The organism is Streptomyces sp. NPDC026589 (assembly GCF_040638385.1).
GTDB lineage: Bacteria > Actinomycetota > Actinomycetes > Streptomycetales > Streptomycetaceae > Streptomyces.
The window spans coordinates 259,361-275,659 of record NZ_JBEZYG010000002.1 but is presented as its reverse complement, the minus strand read 5'-3'; the positions used below and the strand labels follow the sequence as shown (position 1 = coordinate 275,659).

At 72.5% G+C, this 16,299-nt stretch carries 16 protein-coding genes; 5 read left to right on the top strand and 11 right to left on the bottom strand.

Annotation, left to right across the window (positions count from 1 at the left end):
- Positions 1-53 precede the first annotated feature (53 nt).
- Together AB0F29_RS04240 and AB0F29_RS04235 are read left to right on the top strand one after the other, a co-directional pair.
- Positions 54-122 (top strand): trp operon leader peptide, encoded by a 69-nt coding sequence (locus AB0F29_RS04240; protein ID WP_106431529.1) that lies wholly within the window; start codon positions 54-56, stop codon positions 120-122.
- Between the two features lie 124 nt (positions 123-246).
- Positions 247-2,148 (top strand): anthranilate synthase family protein, encoded by a 1,902-nt coding sequence (locus AB0F29_RS04235; protein WP_361867326.1) that lies wholly within the window; start codon positions 247-249, stop codon positions 2,146-2,148.
- A 46-nt stretch (positions 2,149-2,194) separates the two neighbouring features.
- Here AB0F29_RS04235 and AB0F29_RS04230 read toward each other — a convergent pair whose 3' ends face one another.
- The 4 genes from AB0F29_RS04230 to AB0F29_RS04215 form a co-directional block, all read right to left on the bottom strand.
- A complete protein-coding gene (locus AB0F29_RS04230; protein WP_361867324.1) occupies positions 2,195-3,190 on the bottom strand; it encodes a 2-hydroxyacid dehydrogenase in 996 nt (331 codons plus the stop codon).
- Between the two features lie 108 nt (positions 3,191-3,298).
- Positions 3,299-4,003: a response regulator transcription factor gene (locus tag AB0F29_RS04225; RefSeq protein ID WP_361867323.1), complete on the bottom strand. Its 705-nt coding sequence runs from the start codon at positions 4,001-4,003 to the stop codon at positions 3,299-3,301.
- Complete coding sequence (locus tag AB0F29_RS04220; RefSeq protein WP_361867321.1) at positions 4,000-5,247, bottom strand: DUF5931 domain-containing protein; 1,248 nt, start codon at positions 5,245-5,247, stop codon at positions 4,000-4,002. Before AB0F29_RS04220 ends, AB0F29_RS04225 begins: the two co-directional genes overlap by 4 nt.
- A gap of 33 nt (positions 5,248-5,280) precedes the next feature.
- Positions 5,281-6,057 (bottom strand): lysophospholipid acyltransferase family protein, encoded by a 777-nt coding sequence (locus tag AB0F29_RS04215; RefSeq protein ID WP_361867778.1) that lies wholly within the window; start codon positions 6,055-6,057, stop codon positions 5,281-5,283.
- A 237-nt stretch (positions 6,058-6,294) separates the two neighbouring features.
- On the opposite strand from AB0F29_RS04215, the gene AB0F29_RS04210 reads away from it, so the two are divergent.
- A complete protein-coding gene (locus AB0F29_RS04210; RefSeq protein ID WP_361867319.1) occupies positions 6,295-7,074 on the top strand; it encodes an alpha/beta fold hydrolase in 780 nt (259 codons plus the stop codon).
- Positions 7,067-7,762 carry a hypothetical protein gene (locus tag AB0F29_RS04205; protein WP_361867317.1) on the top strand — a complete coding sequence of 232 codons (696 nt, stop codon included), beginning with the start codon at positions 7,067-7,069 and terminating at the stop codon, positions 7,760-7,762. Before AB0F29_RS04210 ends, AB0F29_RS04205 begins: the two co-directional genes overlap by 8 nt.
- A 109-nt stretch (positions 7,763-7,871) precedes the next feature.
- On the opposite strand, the gene AB0F29_RS04200 is transcribed toward AB0F29_RS04205, so the two are convergent.
- The 6 genes from AB0F29_RS04200 to AB0F29_RS04175 form a co-directional block, all read right to left on the bottom strand.
- Entirely contained in the window at positions 7,872-8,624 is a 753-nt protein-coding gene (locus AB0F29_RS04200; protein ID WP_361867316.1) for an endonuclease/exonuclease/phosphatase family protein, read from the bottom strand.
- Positions 8,625-8,703: 79 nt separating this feature from the next.
- Positions 8,704-9,645 carry an ROK family glucokinase gene (locus tag AB0F29_RS04195; RefSeq protein WP_018957442.1) on the bottom strand — a complete coding sequence of 314 codons (942 nt, stop codon included), beginning with the start codon at positions 9,643-9,645 and terminating at the stop codon, positions 8,704-8,706.
- A gap of 164 nt (positions 9,646-9,809) precedes the next feature.
- Positions 9,810-10,289, bottom strand: coding sequence for a DUF5304 domain-containing protein (locus AB0F29_RS04190; RefSeq protein ID WP_361867314.1), 480 nt, complete (start codon positions 10,287-10,289; stop codon positions 9,810-9,812).
- Between the two features lie 83 nt (positions 10,290-10,372).
- Positions 10,373-11,560 carry an ArsA-related P-loop ATPase gene (locus tag AB0F29_RS04185; RefSeq protein WP_361867313.1) on the bottom strand — a complete coding sequence of 396 codons (1,188 nt, stop codon included), beginning with the start codon at positions 11,558-11,560 and terminating at the stop codon, positions 10,373-10,375.
- Between the two features lie 5 nt (positions 11,561-11,565).
- Positions 11,566-12,015 (bottom strand): SRPBCC family protein, encoded by a 450-nt coding sequence (locus AB0F29_RS04180; protein WP_018957439.1) that lies wholly within the window; start codon positions 12,013-12,015, stop codon positions 11,566-11,568.
- Positions 12,016-12,124: 109 nt separating this feature from the next.
- Positions 12,125-12,931: a metallophosphoesterase gene (locus tag AB0F29_RS04175; protein ID WP_361867311.1), complete on the bottom strand. Its 807-nt coding sequence runs from the start codon at positions 12,929-12,931 to the stop codon at positions 12,125-12,127.
- A 278-nt stretch (positions 12,932-13,209) separates the two neighbouring features.
- Here AB0F29_RS04175 and AB0F29_RS04170 point away from each other — a divergent pair, with 278 nt between their 5' ends.
- Entirely contained in the window at positions 13,210-15,006 is a 1,797-nt protein-coding gene (locus tag AB0F29_RS04170; RefSeq protein ID WP_361867309.1) for an AMP-dependent synthetase/ligase, read from the top strand.
- 87 nt (positions 15,007-15,093) lie between these two features.
- Here the strand turns inward: AB0F29_RS04170 and AB0F29_RS04165 are convergent, their stop codons facing one another.
- Complete coding sequence (locus AB0F29_RS04165) at positions 15,094-16,236, bottom strand: glycosyltransferase family 4 protein (RefSeq protein ID WP_361867307.1); 1,143 nt, start codon at positions 16,234-16,236, stop codon at positions 15,094-15,096.
- Positions 16,237-16,299: the final 63 nt, after the last annotated feature.

Sequence of the window (16,299 nt, the reverse complement as noted above, 5' to 3'; positions counted from 1 at the left end):
CAACAGATGAGACACACGCTCCGATGCCCGGACCGGTCCGCTAGGGTCGGGGCATGTCGACGCGACTGATCGAGATCTCGATCCAGAACTGGTGGTGGACCGCTCATCCGGCGGCCCGCTGATTCATCGCGCTGACACTTCGCGAAGGCCGCCCGAGGGGCGGCCTTTCTGCGTTGCGGAGCCGTTCCTCCCCCTGTGAATCCCGTACGGAATGCCGTACGGGCCGTCCGGAAGGAACCTGCTCCCATGTCGCAGACCGCATCCCGCTCCGCCTCCGGTCTCGTCCGCCGGCTGCTGGCGGAGGACGCCCCGCCGTTCGCCCTGCTGCGCCGTCGCACGCCCGGCCGTGACCACGATCACGTCGAACTGCTGATCGGCGGGGTGCGGGAGGCGGCCCGGCTGGCCGACCTGCCGGTGGGCGCGGCGCCCGCGCTGGCCCTGGTGCCGTTCCGGCAGATCGCCGAGCGCGGCTTCGACGTGCGCGACGACGGCACCCCGCTGAGCGTGCTGGTCGCCGACGAGACGCACGAGCTGGAGCTCGCGGAGCTGCTGGCGGCGCTGCCCGGCCATGACGTGCGGGTGGAGGACCGCGGCTTCGACGTGGAGGACGCGGAGTACGCGGACATCGTGCGGCGGGTGATCCGGGACGAGATCGGGCAGGGCGAGGGGGCGAACTTCGTGATCCGGCGGACGTTCCGGGGCGAGATCCCCGGGTTCGGGCGGGCGGACGCGCTGGCGCTGTTCCGGCGGCTGCTGGCGGGCGAGCGGGGCGCGTACTGGACGTTCGTGGTGCATACCGGGGACAGGACCTTGGTGGGGGCGAGCCCCGAGGTACACGTGCGGATGTCCGGCGGGACGGTCGTGATGAACCCGATCAGCGGGACGTACCGCTACCCGGCCGATGGGCCCACCGCCGAGAGCCTGCTGGCGTTCCTCGGGGACCGCAAGGAGAGCGAGGAGCTGTCCATGGTGGTCGACGAGGAGCTGAAGATGATGTGCACGGTGGGCGACATGGGCGGGGTGGTGGTCGGGCCCCGGCTCAAGGAGATGGCGCACCTCGCGCACACCGAGTACGAGCTGCGCGGGAAGTCCTCGCTGGATGTGCGGGACGTGCTGCGCGAGACGATGTTCGCGGCGACCGTCACCGGCTCCCCCGTGCAGAACGCGTGCCGGGTCATCGAGCGGTACGAGTCCGGGGGCCGCGGCTACTACGCTGGCGCGCTGGCCCTGCTGGGCCGGGACGCGAGCGGGGCGCAGACCCTGGACTCGCCGATCCTGATCCGCACGGCCGACATCGCCCCGGACGGCTCGCTGAAGGTGCCGGTCGGGGCCACCCTCGTACGCCACTCGGACCCGGAGAGCGAGGTCGCCGAGACGCATGCCAAGGCGGCCGGGGTGCTCGCCGCGCTGGGGGTGCGGCCGGGCCGGCCCGGGGCGGAGGCGGACCGCCCGCGGCTGGCGTCCGACCCCCGGGTGCAGGCGGCGCTGGACGACCGGCGCGGAGGGCTCGCGCCGTTCTGGCTGCGGATGCAGGAGCGCACCCGGGATCTTTCGGGGCACGCGCTGGTGGTGGACGGCGAGGACACGTTCACCGCGATGCTGGCCCATCTGCTGCGGGCGTCCGGTCTTGACGTCTCGGTGCGCCGCTACGACGAGCCGGGACTGCGCGAGGTGGTCCGGGCGCACGAGGGGCCCGTGGTGCTGGGTCCGGGGCCGGGCGACCCGGGCGATCTCACCGACCCGAAGATGCGGCTGCTGCGGGAGATCACCGCGGAGCTGGTGCGGGACCACCGGCACGGGCTGCTGGGGGTCTGCCTCGGGCATGAGCTGATCGCGGCGGAGCTGGGTCTGGAGATCGTGCGCAAGGCCGTGCCGTACCAGGGGGCGCAGACCCGGATCGAGCTGTTCGGCCGGCCGGAGACGGTGGGTTTCTACAACAGCTTCACCGGGCGGTGCGACGGCCCGGCCGCGGTCGAGCTGGCCGCGCACGGGATCGAGGTGAGCCGCGACGAGGAGAGCTGCGAGCTGCACGCGCTGCGCGGTCCCGGTTTCGCCTCGGTGCAGTTCCACCCGGAGTCGGTGCTGACGGTGCGGGGCTCGGTGATCGTGACGGAGCTGCTGGCGGGGCTGCCGGTGGTGCGGAGCTGAGGGGCTGCCCGCCCCGAGGTCACCCGACGGCCTCTGAGGTGCGGCTTCACGCCCTCGGCACGAGGACGTTCTCGCTGTGGCGGCGGGCCAGGTAGTCGGTGACGTTCTTGACGGTCGCGTCGATGATCTGGCCCACCGCGTCCTCGGTGTAGTACGCCTGGTGGGAGGTGACGACGACGTTGGGGAAGGTCACCAGACGGGCGAGGGTGTCGTCGTCGATGCCCTCCAGGGACTTGTCGAGGAAGAACAGCCCGGCCTCCGCCTCGTACACGTCGAGTCCGACGCCGAGGAAGCGGCCCGCGCGCAACTCGGTGACCAGGGCGGCGGTGTCGATGAGGCCGCCGCGGCTGGAGTTGACGAGGATCGCGTCGTCCTTCATCGCCTTGAGGGCGGCCGCGTCCAGGATGTGGTGGGTGCTGGGCAGCAGCGGCACGTGCAGGCTGATCAGGTCGGCCTCGGCGAACAGCCGGTCCTTGTCGACGTACTCCATGCCCAGCTCGACGCAGGCCGGGTTCTGGGCCACGTCCCAGCCGAGCAGCCTCATGCCGAAGCCGTGGGCGATCCGGGTGAACGCCTCGCCGATCTTCCCGGTGCCGAGCACCCCGACGGTCCGGCCGCGCATGTCCCGGCCGAGCAGCCCGTCCAGGCGGAAGTCGAAGTCCCGGGTGCGGCTCGCGGCGCGGATGATGCGCCGGTTGACGGCCATGGCGAGCGTCCAGGCGAATTCGGCGACCGAGTACGGCGAGTAGTACGAGACCCGGGCGACGCGCAGGGCGAGGCGCTCGGCGACCTCCAGGTCGATGTTGTTGAAGCCGGTGGAGCGCTGGGCGATCATCTGCGTGCCGCCCGCGGCGAGCGTCTGGAGCACCTGGGGGCCGAGATCGGCGTTGACGCTGGTGGAGACGATCTCATGGCCGGCCGCGATGGGGGCGGTGTCCCGGTTCAGGAAGACGTCCAGGCAGCGGACCTCGTGCAGCCCCTCGAAGGCCTTCTCGATCAGGGGCTTCTCGTCGGACTGCACACCGAAGGCCAGGATTTCCACCGGTACTCCATCTGTTTCCGCGGGCGGGGCCGCACATCGCGAACATCCGGACGTCGCGAAGAGGGGCCGGACATCGCGAATATACGGCTCCGCCCCCGGACCCGCCGGTCAGACGTCGTCGAGGCCGCGCTCGATGGCGTACCGCACGAGCTCCACCCGGTTGTGCAGCTGGAGCTTGCCGAGAGTGTTCTGCACATGGTTCTGCACGGTGCGGTGCGAGATGACCAGGCGCTCGGCGATCTGCTTGTACGAGAGCCCCTTGGCGACCAGGCGCAGCACCTCGGTCTCCCGGTCGGTGAGCTGCGGGGCCTTGGGCTCGTTCGACGCCACGGGTACGGGGTCGGAGGCGAGCCGGCGGTACTCGCCGAGGACCAGGCCCGCCAGGCCCGGGGTGAAGACCGGGTCGCCGGCCGCGGTGGAGCGGACCGCGTCGGTCAGCTCCTGGGTGGAGGCGGACTTCAGCAGATAGCCGGTGGCCCCGGACTTCACCGCCTCCAGGACGTCGGCGTGCTCACCGCTCGCGGAGAGGACCAGGACCCGCAGGCCCGGGTGGGAGCCGACGAGCTCCTTGCAGACCTGGACGCCGGGCATGCCGGGGAGGTTCAGGTCGAGGACCAGGACGTCCGGGCTCACGGCCTTGGCCCGGCGGACCGCCTGCGGGCCGTCCCCGGCGGTCGCGACGACGTCGAAGCCGGACTCGGCCAGATCGCGGGCGACCGCGTCGCGCCACATGGGGTGGTCGTCGACGACCATGACCCTGATGGGCCGGTCTGCGGCCCCCTGCTCGTCCTGCGCCGTGCTCTGTGTACTCATCGGGCCGATCCTGCCTTCCCCCGGGAAACCTTCGGTGCTTTGGGAACCTTCAACTCGACCTCGCAGCCCTGGCCGGGCACCGAGATCAGCTCTGCCGTGCCGCCCAGGTCGCGCAGCCGGCCCCGGATGGACAGCGCGACGCCGAGCCGCCCCTCCCCCTCCGCCTGGGCGAGCCGCCCCTCCGGGATGCCGGGGCCGTCGTCCCGGACGGTGACGATCACCTCGTCCGGCTCGTCCTCGACCAGGATCCACGCCTGGGCGTCCGGACCGGCGTGCACGGTCACGTTGTCCAGGGCGGCGCTGACGGCTGCGGCCAGTTCACGGGCCGACTCGGCGGGGAGCAGCACCGGGGCGCCCGGCTCCGCGAAGCTCGTGCGGGATCCCGCGTGCGGGGCGAGCAGGGCGCGCAGGTCGCACGCGGCCCCGGCGCCTTCGTCGTCGTCCACGTCGACCGTGCGGACCACGGCCCCCTCGGCGGCGTCCTCGGAGACCCGGGTCGGTGGGACCAGGCCGCTGGAGACCAGGGTGCGCAGGGCGACCTCCTGCTCCCCGGCCATCCGGCCCAGCTCGGCCGCCTCGCCGCCGATGGCGGTGCCCCGGCGCTGGACCATGGCGAGGACCTGGAGCACGCTGTCGTGGATGTCGCGGGCGAGCCGTTCGCGTTCGCGGGTGGTGGCCTCGATCTCCAGGGCGCGGGCCAGGGTGCGTTCACTGGCCCGGGCGACCTCGACGACGTACCCGATGGCGATGGAGGCGACCCAGACCAGCAGGACGTTGTGGTAGGTGTCCCGGCTGGGCTCGCCGCGCTGGATGATGTTGGCGGCGGCGACGAACGTGGAGGCGAAGGCCGCCCACCGCCAGCCGCCCTTGATCGCGAAGGCGAGGACCGCGCCGGCCGTCCAGATCGACGGCAGCGTCGGGCCGTCGAACGACTGGGAGTCGAAGTCGGCGAGCGGGGTGAGCAGGATGCCGGTCAGCGCGACGACCAGGTCCGCGACGAGGAAGCGTTTGGTGCAGCTCGCGGCCGAGCGGACCTTCGGCAGCGTGGCGAGCGTCCAGACGAGGAGGAACGCGAGATACGCGACGGCCACCCAGGGCCGCTCGAACCTCTGCCGGCCGAAGTCGTCCTTCCCGAAGATCGCGAGCAGCACCGCGTAGAGCATCGTCAGGACGCGGTAGCCCGTCAGCGCGCGCCAGAGCGGCTGCTCGACCGACATACGTACGACCCGCTCACGCTTGGCCATGGCCCCACACCCCCCGGACGGTGAACGACGCGGTTACGCGCCGGACCGTTCCGTTCCGTTCTCGTCGCTCGCGGCGGCCTGCTTCCGGTCACGCTTGGCCTCTTCGGCCCTGGCCTTCGCCTCCTCCGCCCTGGCCTTCGCCTCGTCGGCGATCTGGCGCTTGGCGGCGGTGGCGTAGACGTCCACGTACTCCTGGCCGGAGAGCTTCATGATCTCGTACATGACCTCGTCGGTCACCGAGCGCAGGATGAAGCGGTCGCCGTCCATGCCCTGGTAGCGGCTGAAGTCCAGCGGCTTGCCGATCCGGATGCCGGGGCGCATCAGCTTGGGCATCACCTGGCCGGGCGGCTGGATCTTCTCGGTGTCGATCATGGCGACCGGGATCACGGGCGCTCCGGTGGCCAGCGCGACCCGGGCCAGACCGCCGGGCTTGCCCCGGTAGAGGCGGCCGTCGGGCGAGCGGGTGCCCTCGGGGTAGATGCCGAAGAGGCCGCCGCTCTCGACGACCTGGATGCCCGCCTTGATCGCCGCCTCGCCCGCGCCGCGCGCTCCGGAGCGGTCGACGGGGAGCTGGCCGACGCCCTTGAAGAAGGCGGCGGTGAGCTTGCCCTTGACCCCGGGGGCGGTGAAGTACTCGGCCTTGGCGATGAAGGTGACCTTGCGGTCCAGCACGGCCGGGAGGAAGAACGAGTCGGAGAACGACAGGTGGTTGCTCGCGAGGATCGCCGGACCGCGCTCGGGGATGTTCTCCAGGCCCTCCACCCACGGCCGGAAGGCGAGCTTCAGGGACCCGCCGATGGAGAACTTCATTGCGCCGTAGATCAACTCTTGTGCCTCCTGTGTGCTGTCGTGGAGACCTTAGCCTGTGAGGTCCTCGCGGCCTGTGCCCGGCATGGGCGGACCGGACTGCCCGCGCGGGCCGTGCGGGGCGGCCCCAGGGGGGCGTGACGGCCCTGGTCGGTGTCGGTCCGGTCGCGTACGGTGAAGTCATCCGTCAAGCACTCCCCCAGGTGCCCGCCCGCCCCGTCCCACGAACAGGAGACCCTGGTGCCGGTCCTCCCTGGAGCCGAGCCGTTCCGCCACGAGGGCGGAGAGGTCGGCGTCCTCCTCTGTCATGGCTTCACCGGATCGCCGCAGTCGCTGCGCCCCTGGGCGGACTATCTCGCCGAGCGCGGGCTGACGGTCTCGCTGCCGCTGCTGCCGGGCCACGGCACTCGCTGGGAGGACATGGCGGTCACCGGCTGGCAGGACTGGTACGCGGAGGTGGACCGGGAGCTGCGGGTCCTCGGGGAGAAGTGCGAGCGGGTCTTCGTCTTCGGTCTGTCCATGGGCGGCGCGCTGAGCCTGCGGCTCGCGGCCAAGCACGGGGACGCGATCAGCGGTCTGGTGCTGGTCAACCCGGCCAACAAGGTGCACGGCCTCTCGGCGTACGCGCTGCCGGTGGCCCGTCATCTGGTGCGGACGACCAAGGGCCTGACCGACGACATCGCGCTTCCGGGCTCGCACGAGGTGGGCTACGCCAAGGTTCCGCTGCACGCCGCGCACTCGGTGCGGAAGTTCTTCCGGCTGGTCGACGGGGAGCTGCCCCAGGTGACCCAGCCCGTGGTGGTGCTGCACAGCCCGCAGGACCATGTCGTGCCGCCCGCGGACAGCGCGCGGATCCTGAGCCGTATCTCCTCCACGGACGTCTCGGAGATCCTGTTGGAACAGAGCTACCACGTGGCGACGTTGGACCATGATGCGGAGCGGATCTTCGATGAGAGCTACCGGTTCATCGGCCGTCTCGCACCGAGCGTCGGGATGAAGGGGAGCACGTCCGGTGGCTGAGCACGACGCGGAACGCACAGGCAGCGACGAGGAGCGCGAGCCGCGCCCCACGGAGCCCGCGGCCGTCCCTGAGGGGACGAAGCCGGAGGGGGAGCAGGGAGCGGAGCAGGAGCGGGCGATCGACGAGGACGCGGCGTGGGCCGCGATCGTCGAGGGCTACGGGGAGGAGCCGCCGGACCCGCCGGGCGCCAAGCCGTTCAAGGCTGTCGAGGACCTGGCGCTGCTGGAGGACGATCAGCGCAACGTGCTGGGGCCGAGGGACGGCTCCGCCGGTGATCAGGCGGACAAGGGGTCGGGCAAGACGCCCCCGAAGCCGCCGGAGAAGAAGCCGCTCGGCAGCTCCGTGGTCTTCGCGCCCGGTGTCGCCGGCCCCCGCGACTACGAGCTGCCCGAGTCCAAGGACGACGGCGTCGGCGAGCCGGACGACGGGGACGAGGGCCATTTCGTGCCCCCGGAGCCGCCGCCGCTGCCGGAGGCCGACGTCACGGCGAAGTTCGCCTGGCTCGCGGTGATCGGCGGGCCGGTCCTGATGCTGATCGCGGTGATGCTCCGCTGGGAGATGACGTGGTGGCTCACCACGCTCTGCGTCGGCGGCTTCCTCGGCGGCTTCGCCACCCTGGTGGCCCGGATGCCGCACGACGACGATGACGACACCTACGGCGACCCGGGGCGCGGCGCGGTGGTGTGAGGGCTGTCCCGCTGTTCCCGGCGGGACGGGCCCGAGGCCCTGTCGTCGAACTCCCGCCTGACCCCGCAGGGCCGCCCTCCGGGCGACGACGGGAGTTCGACGACAGGACCTAGCCCGCGGGAATCCTGAGGGCGGCCAGGACCGGCAGGTGGTCCGTGGCCGCCCTCAGGTCGTCTCCGCTCACCCCGTCCAGCCCGCTCGGCACACCGCAGCCGAGCACCTTGATGCCCGGGGTCGCGAAGACGGCGTCGATGCGCTTACGGGGTTCGGCGGGCGGGAACGTCAGCTCGCCGCCCCACGGAGCGACGGCCCGGCAGTCCTGGAGGGGCCCGGCCAGGTGCCGGAACGCCTTGCCGGCCGGTACGTCGTTGAGGTCGCCGCCCGCCACGGCGTGGTCCACGCCCATCGCCGCCAGCCGTTCCAGCAACAGGCCGGCCTGGGCGAGGCGTTCGTCGCGCTGGAGGCTCAGATGGCAGCTCAGCACCCCGAGCCTGGTCCCGGCGATCCGCACCACGGCGGTGGCGAAGCCCCTGCGGTGCAGGCCGGGGGTGAGCGGCAGCAGGACGTCCTCGGTGCGCTCGACGGCCACGCGGAGCGAGCACAGCAGCAGCGGTCCGGCGGCGGTGGCCCCGCCGCTCAGCACCACCAGGCCGCTGCTCTTCGCGAGCCGGGCCGCGGCCTTGCGCCAGCGGAAGAAGCGCGGGGCCTCCTGGACGAGGACCAGGTCGGGCGCGCACGCGCGGATGACGCGGGCCAGCGCGGCAGTGTCGTCGTGCATCGACCGGACGTTGTAGCTCAGCACTCTGATGACGGCTGAACCGTCCGGCTCGGTACGGGAGACGGGCAGGGGCGTCAGGACCATGCGGGCCACGATACGACGGACGCCCGCCGTGGCCCGGGAGGGCGACGACGGGCGTCCGGTGGGTCGGGTGCAGCCGTTCTCAGCCCTGGCGGGCCAGGTCGGCCGCGCCCACGAGCCCTGCCTTGCCGCCGAGTTGGGCGGCCAGCACCTGGGCGTGCGGGCGCCATTCGCCGCCGATCAGCCAGCGCCGGAACGACTTGCGGATCGGGTCGAGGACGAGCTCGCCCTCGTCCGACACGCCGCCGCCGACGATGAACGCGGACGGGTCGAACAGCGAGGCGAGGTCCGCCAGTCCGGCGCCGGCCCAGCGGGCCAGCTCGCGGAACGAGTCGACGGCCACCGGGTCGCCCTGGCGGGCGGCCTCGCTGATGTGTTTGCCCTCGATGCCGTCCACCGAGCCGTCGCCGAGGCCGAGCAGCACGGCGGCGTTCTCGGGGGTGGCGTTGGCGCGCTGCTTCGCGTACCGGACGAGCGCGCGGCCGGAGGCGTACTGCTCCCAGCAGCCCTGGCTGCCGCAGCCGCAGAGCAGTCCGTCCGGGACGACCCGGATGTGGCCGAACTCGGCGGCCACGCCGAAGCGTCCGCGGCGCAGCTTGTTGCCGATGATGATGCCGCCGCCGAGGCCGGTGCCGAGCGTGATGCAGATGACGTCGTCGTGACCCTGGCCGGCCCCGAAGCGATACTCGCCCCAGGCCGCGGCGTTGGCGTCGTTCTCGACGACGACCGGCAGGCCGACGCGCTGCTCGACCTTGTCCTTGAGCGGCTCGTGACGCCAGTTGATGTTCGGTGCGAAGAGCACGGTGGCGCGCTTGTCGTCGACGTAACCGGCGGCGCCGATGCCGACGGCCTCCACCTCGTGTCCCTCGCTCGCGCCGGCCACCGCCGCGCAGATCGCGTCGACGATGCCTTCGGCCGTCGGCGGGGTCGCCACCTTGAACGTCGAGAGGATCCGGCCCTCTTCGTCGACCACTCCAGCCGCGATCTTCGTGCCGCCGATATCGACGCCGATGGTGAGTCCCATGAATCCCTCAGTTTCGGTCGAGCCCCGCTAGGGGCAACCGTACCCGAGGCGTGGCCCGGCCCGGCCGGGGCCGGTCGGTCCCGGCCGATGTGTCCTGTGGGTACCGGCCAGTCGTCCGGTCGGTGACGGCCTGTCGTCCGGTCGGTGACGGCCGATGTGCCCGGTCAGTCCAGGTCGATGCGCTCGGTGCCGGAAGGGCCTTCGTCCCGGGGGTCGGAGGGGTCGTCGGCGGCCTTCTTCGAGGGGTCGGCGGGGCGCGCGGCGCCCGACGCTCCCTCGGTGGTACGGGTCCAGCGGCTCTCCTGGCCCTCGACCGCGGAGCGGTAGGCGGCCAGCAGTTCGCTGCCCGCGGCGGCGAGGTGGTCGAAGAGCTGGGGGTTGCGTTCGATGACCGGTTCGACGGCCGACTTCGCCTGCCGGATGGCCTGCTGGACCGCGCCCTGCGCGGCGGCGCCCAGCAGCGGGGTCTGGAGCGAGGAGACCTTGTCGGCGACCGCGTCGACCAGCTTGCGCAGTTCCTCGGCGGCGGATCCGGGCCGGGGGCCGTACTGGGCCCGGCGGCGGGCCTTCTCGGCCGCGAGGTCCTCGGCGCAGGCGTCGGCCCACGCGTCGCCGTCGACGGGACGATCGGTGGCTTCACTCATGGCGGACTCCTGCTACGCGGGGCGGCCGACGGTCGGCCTGCGGTACACGTACTACCGACGTTACCCGAATGGCCGCGGGCCGTTCAGGAGGTGCGCGGCCACAGGGCCGGATCCGGCGTGAACCGCACGCGCAGCACCCCGTCGGCCAGGGCCGCGCCGGAGACGGTGCAGCGGCGCAGCGCGGAGGCGATCCGCACGACGCGGTGGAAGGGGCCGACGGTCAGGAGCAGTTCGTCGCCCCGGCGGACCAGGCGCAGCTGCTCCTTGACGGCCCCGGGCAGGGGCAGGCACCAGGTGAGGGTGCGGGTCCCGTCCTCGGCCTCCGGGTCCTCCTCGATCCACCAGGGGTCCTCGGACCGGCCGGCCGGCCGGTCGTCGGGGGCGGGTATCTCCAGCGCGGCCAGGTCCTCCGCGCCCTGCGGGTCGCGGCCCAGGTGGAGGGCCTCGTGCACGGGGAGGACCGGGGCCACGTCCTGGTGCCAGTGGTCCAGGCACTTCTCCTGCTGGGCGGCGAGCGCGGCGAACCAGGGGTCGGGCGAGTGCCGGGGCAGCACGCGGGAGGCGACCAGCAGGTCGGCGCGGAGTCCGTGCAGGGCGAGGCCGGTACGGGCGGCACGCAGGGTGTCCTCGCCGGCGGGGCCCGGCTCCGCGACCAGGCGGAGTGTGGTGGCCCCGTCCTCGATCAGGGCCTGGACGGCGGCCAGCTCGGCGTCCTTGCGGGCGGCGGCCTCGTACAGCCACTGCGCGGGCATCGGGACCCCGGCGAGCTGGGCCAGGACCGGGCGCAGGGCGCGGGCGGCCTGGCGTTCGGCGGGGAGCAGCCGGCGCAGGTAGCGGCGCAGCTGTTCCGGCAGGGCGAGCAGGGCCAGGGCTTCGGCGAGCGGCGGGAGGTCGACGACGAGGGTGTCGTAGCCGGACCAGTCGCCCTCGGCGGCCCGGCGCAGAGTGTGCAGCAGGGCGAGCTGCGGAGAGCCGGGGAGCTCGGTGAGCTCCTCGCCGGCGAGCCGGCCGGCGCCGAGCAGGTCCAGGACGCCGGAGGCGCGCTTCTGGAGCTCGGTGAGTTCGGCGCGGAAGTGCTCGCCGGAGTCGATGCGGGCGTGGTCGAGGCGGTCGGCGGCCCGGGTCGGCTCCGGGGCGGCCGGGAAGCCGGGGACGGCCTCGGCGGAGACCAGGAGCGTACGGCTGCCGCTCGCGGCCGCGGCCAGTGCGGTGGCCGCGGCGACGGTGGAACGGCCGGCGCCGCCGGGGCCGGTGACCAGGACCGTACGCACGGCCCTCAGTTCCCCGGTGCGGACTCGACGCGCTTCTTCAGGCCGGCGAGGGCGCGGTCGATGATGACCTTCTCGGCCTTGCGCTTGATCATGCCGAGCAGCGGGATCTTGACGTCGACGGCGAGCTTGTAGGTGACCTCGGTGCGTTCGCCGCCGCCGAGCGGGGCCAGCGCGTAGGTGCCGTCGAGGGAGCGCAGCATCTGGGACTTGACGAGGCTCCAGCTGACCTCGTTCGCGCCGGTCCAGGTGTAGGAGAGGACGTGGTCGTCCTTGATCGCTCCGGCGTCCAGGACGAGGCGGACCTGCTCGGCGCGGCCCTGGTCGTCGGTGGAGAGGACTTCGGCCTCCTTGACCTCGCCGGTCCACTCCGGGTAGCGGGCGAAGTCGGCGATCACGCCCATGACGTCGGCCGGTGCCGCCTCGATCGTGATGCTCGAGCTGGTGTGTTCAGCCATCGCCGTGGCCCTCCAGTGCGGTGTAACCGGTCGCGTTCGGCAGGAGCCTGCCGCTGTGCAGGCTATCGCGTGCCCAAGGCGCTCCGGTCCACGCCCCGGCCGCCCGCGGTCACCAGCTCAGCGCCCAGGGTGTTCCGGTCGAGGCGAAGTGGCCCACGTTGACGCACTCGGTGGTACCGATCCGCATCCGGCGGACCAACGGCTGGTGAACATGGCCGAAAAGCGCGTACCGGGGGCGGGTGGTGCGGATCGCCTCCAGCAGGGCGCGGCTGCCGCGTTCGAAGCGGCGGGCGACGGTGTCGTACGTCAGCTCGGGGACCTCGGGCGGGATGTGCGAGCAGAGGACGTCGACCGGACCGAGCGCCTCGACCTTGGCGGCGTACTCCTCGTCGCTGATCTCGTACGGGGTGTTCATCGGGGTCTTCAGACCGCCGCCGACGAAGCCGAAGACCCGGCCGCCGATCTCGACGCGTTCGCCGTCGAGCACGGTGGTGCCGGGGCGGGCGTACTCGGGCCAGAGGTCGGGGACGTCCACGTTGCCGTAGGTGGCGTACGTCGGAGTGGGGAAGGCGGCGAAGAGTTCGGCGTACTGCCTGCGCACCGCGCCGAGGATCTCGGTGTTGCGGTCGCGGCCCGCCCACAGCTCGCGGCCGAAGGCGCGGGCCTCGTCGTAGCGGCGGGCGGTGCGCAGGGCGACGATGCGGTCGGCGTTCTCCCTGCCGAACAGATCGGGGAAGATTCCGCGCGAGTGGTCGGCGTAGTCGAGGAAGAGCACCAGGTCACCGAGGCAGATCAGGGCGTCCGCGCCGTCCCCGGCGCGGGCCAGGGCCTCGGTGTTCCCGTGTACGTCGCTGACCACGTGGATCCGGGTCGATCCTCCGGCCCGGCCCCGGCTGTCCGGTTCGCTGCCTCGCATGGGATCACCCTAGGGTGCCGCTTCCGTCGCTGGTAGACCGTCCGGACCTGCGGTTACTTCCACGTCGGGACGGCGGTGGACTACTGTGCGCGAAAGGGCCATTTATATGTGTGATGCATAAGACATCTGGCCGGAACCCCCTATCCGGAACCGAGTACCGGTGGGTAACGTCCGGGCAGTCCAGTCGTGCTCACCCCACTGAGCACCCGCCAATCTTGGACCGCAGCCGGTGCGTCACACAGAGCCGTGGCACCGGAGCCCGATGAGGAGCAGCAGTCTTGCGCGAGTTCAGCCTTCCGGCCCTGTACGAGGTCCCGACGGACGGCAACCTGACGGATCTCATCCGCCGCAATGCCGCTCAGCATCCCGAAGTCGCGGTGATGAGCCGCAAGGTGGCCGGCGTCTGGACGGATGTCAGTGCCACGCGGTTCCTGGCCGAGGTGAGAGCCGCCGCCAAAGGTCTGATCGCCTCGGGCGTGCAGCCCGGTGACCGGGTCGCCCTGATGTCGCGCACCCGTTTCGAGTGGGTGCTGCTGGACTTCGCGATCTGGAGCGCGGGCGCGGTGACCGTGCCGGTGTACGAGACCAGCTCGGCCGAGCAGGTTCAGTGGATCCTCGGTGACTCGGGGGCGGTGGCGGTGCTCGTGGAGAGCGAGGCACACGCCGCCTCCGTGGCGTCCGTACGGGACGCGCTGCCGGAGCTGGAGCACGTCTGGCAGATCGACGCGGGCGCGGTGGACGCGCTGGGCATGGCGGGGGCCGAGGTCTCGGAGGAGACCATGGACCTGCGCACGCGCAGCGCCAAGGCCGACGACCCGGCGACGATCGTCTACACCTCGGGCACCACGGGCCGCCCCAAGGGCTGTGTGCTCACCCACCGCAGCTTCTTCGCGGAGTGCGGCAACGTGGTGGAGCGGCTGAAGCCCCTCTTCCGTACGGGCGAGTGCTCGGTGCTGCTGTTCCTGCCCGCCGCGCACGTCTTCGGCCGGCTGGTGGAGGTGGCCTCGGTGATGGCCCCGATCAAGCTCGGCTGTGTGCCGGACATCAAGAACCTCACGGACGAGCTGGCCTCGTTCCGGCCGACGCTGATCCTGGGCGTGCCCCGGGTCTTCGAGAAGGTCTACAACGCGGCCCGCGCCAAGGCGCAGGCCGACGGCAAGGGCAAGATCTTCGACCGGGCAGCCGACACGGCGATCGCCTACAGCCGGGCGCTGAGCACCCCGCAGGGCCCGGCGCTGGGGCTGAGGCTCAAGCACAAGCTCTTCGACAAGCTGGTCTTCGGCAAGCTCCGCGCCGTCCTCGGCGGCCGGGGCGAGTACGCGATCTCGGGCGGCGCTCCGCTGGGCGAGCGGCTCGGCCACTTCTACCGGGGCATCGGCTTCACGGTCCTGGAGGGCTACGGCCTGACCGAGACCTGCGCGGCGACCGCGTTCAACCCGTGGGACCGGCCGAAGATCGGCACGGTCGGCCAGCCGCTGCCCGGTTCGGTCGTGCGGATCGCGGACGACGGGGAGGTGCTGCTGCACGGCGAGCACCTGTTCACCGGTTACTGGAACAACGAGTCGGCCTCGGCCGAGGCGCTGGCCGACGGCTGGTTCCACACCGGGGACATCGGCACGCTCGACGAGGACGGCTACCTCGCGATCACCGGCCGCAAGAAGGAGATCATCGTGACGGCGGGCGGCAAGAACGTCGCCCCCGCGGTGATCGAGGACCGCATCCGCGCGCACGCCCTGGTCGCGGAGTGCATGGTGGTCGGCGACGGCCGTCCGTTCGTCGGCGCGCTGGTCACGCTGGACGAGGAGTTCCTGAGCCGCTGGGCCGAGGAGAACGGCAAGCCGGCCGGTTCGACGGCCCTGTCGCTGCGCGAGGACGCGGAGCTGCTGGCCGAGGTGCAGCGGGCGGTGGACGACGGCAACGCTGCGGTCTCCAAGGCCGAGTCGGTGCGCAAGTTCCGTATCCTGCCCGCCCAGTTCACCGAGGAGGCGGGCCACATCACGCCGTCGCTGAAGCTGAAGCGGAACGTGGTGGCGAAGGACTTCGCGGACGAGGTGGAGTCGATCTACCGATCCTGAGGGATGGACCGCGCCTGAGCGGTGTCACGCGGACGGAGGGGCCCGCGCCCGGTGACCGGGCGCGGGCCCCTCCGTCGTACGGCGTGGTCACAGCAGGGTCTTGAGCTTCTCCGCCAGCAGGTCCCAGCGCCACTTCTCCTCGACCCAGGCCCGGCCCCGCTCCCCCATCCGCTGCCGCAGCTCCGGGTCGCCGAGCAGCGTCACGATCCGGTCCGCCGACTCCTCGGCGCTGCCGCCGCGCACCACCCACCCGGTCTCGCCGTCGAGCACCGCGTCCGGGGCGCCGCCCGAGTCGCCGGCCACCACGGGCAGCCCGGTCGCGGACGCCTCCAGGTAGACGATCCCGAGGCCCTCCACGTCGAGCCCCCGCCGCCGGGTGCGGCAGGGCATCGCGAACACGTCCCCGGCCCCGTAGTGCGCGGGCAGCTCGGCCCAGGGCACCGGGCCGGTGAAGCGCACCGAGTCCTGGACCCCGGTCTGGGCCGCGAGCCGCTCCAGGTCCTTGGCGTACGGTCCGCCGCCGACGATCAGCAGCACGGCGTCCGGGATCCGCGCGAGGATCGCGGGCATGGCCAGGATCAGCGTGTCCTGGCCCTTGCGCGGCACCAGACGGGAGACGCAGACGACCACGGGGCGGTCCAAGAGCCCGAGGCGGGCCCGGACCCGGTCCCCGCCGGACTCCGGATGGAAGGTCTTCTCGTCGACGCCGGGCGGCAGTTGGACCATGCGCCCGGCGGCCTCGGGGGTGAGGGCGCCGGCGATCCGGGAGCGGGTGTACTCACCGAGATAGGTGATCGTGTCCGTGGCGTCGCCGATCCGGCGCAGCAGCTGTCGGGAGGCGGGCAATTGCGCCCAGCCGGCCTCGTGGCCGTGGGTGGTGGCGACGAGCCGCCGGGCGCCCGCGCGGCGCAGCGCGGGGGCCATCAGGCCGAGCGGGGCGGCGGCGCCGAACCAGACGGAGGTGCAGCCGTGCTCGCGCAGCAGACCGGTGGCCCGGTCGGTGACGCGCGGGGTCGGCAGCAGCATCGTCGTCCGGTCGCGGACCACGGGGAACGGCTGCTCGGCGTCGAAGGCGGCGGTGGCCGCCGCGCCCTCCTCGCCGCGCTTCCAGGTGGAGGCGTAGACGACGACCCGGTCGGGATCCAGGCGCAGCGCCATGTTGTGCAGGAACGCCTGGATGCCACCGGGGCGGGGCGGGAAGTCGTTGGTCACGATCAAGGTCTTGTCCATCGTCGCCGACAGTACCGAACGGCCGCGCTTCACCGCTGACGCGCTCTCCCGACGGCATCATGA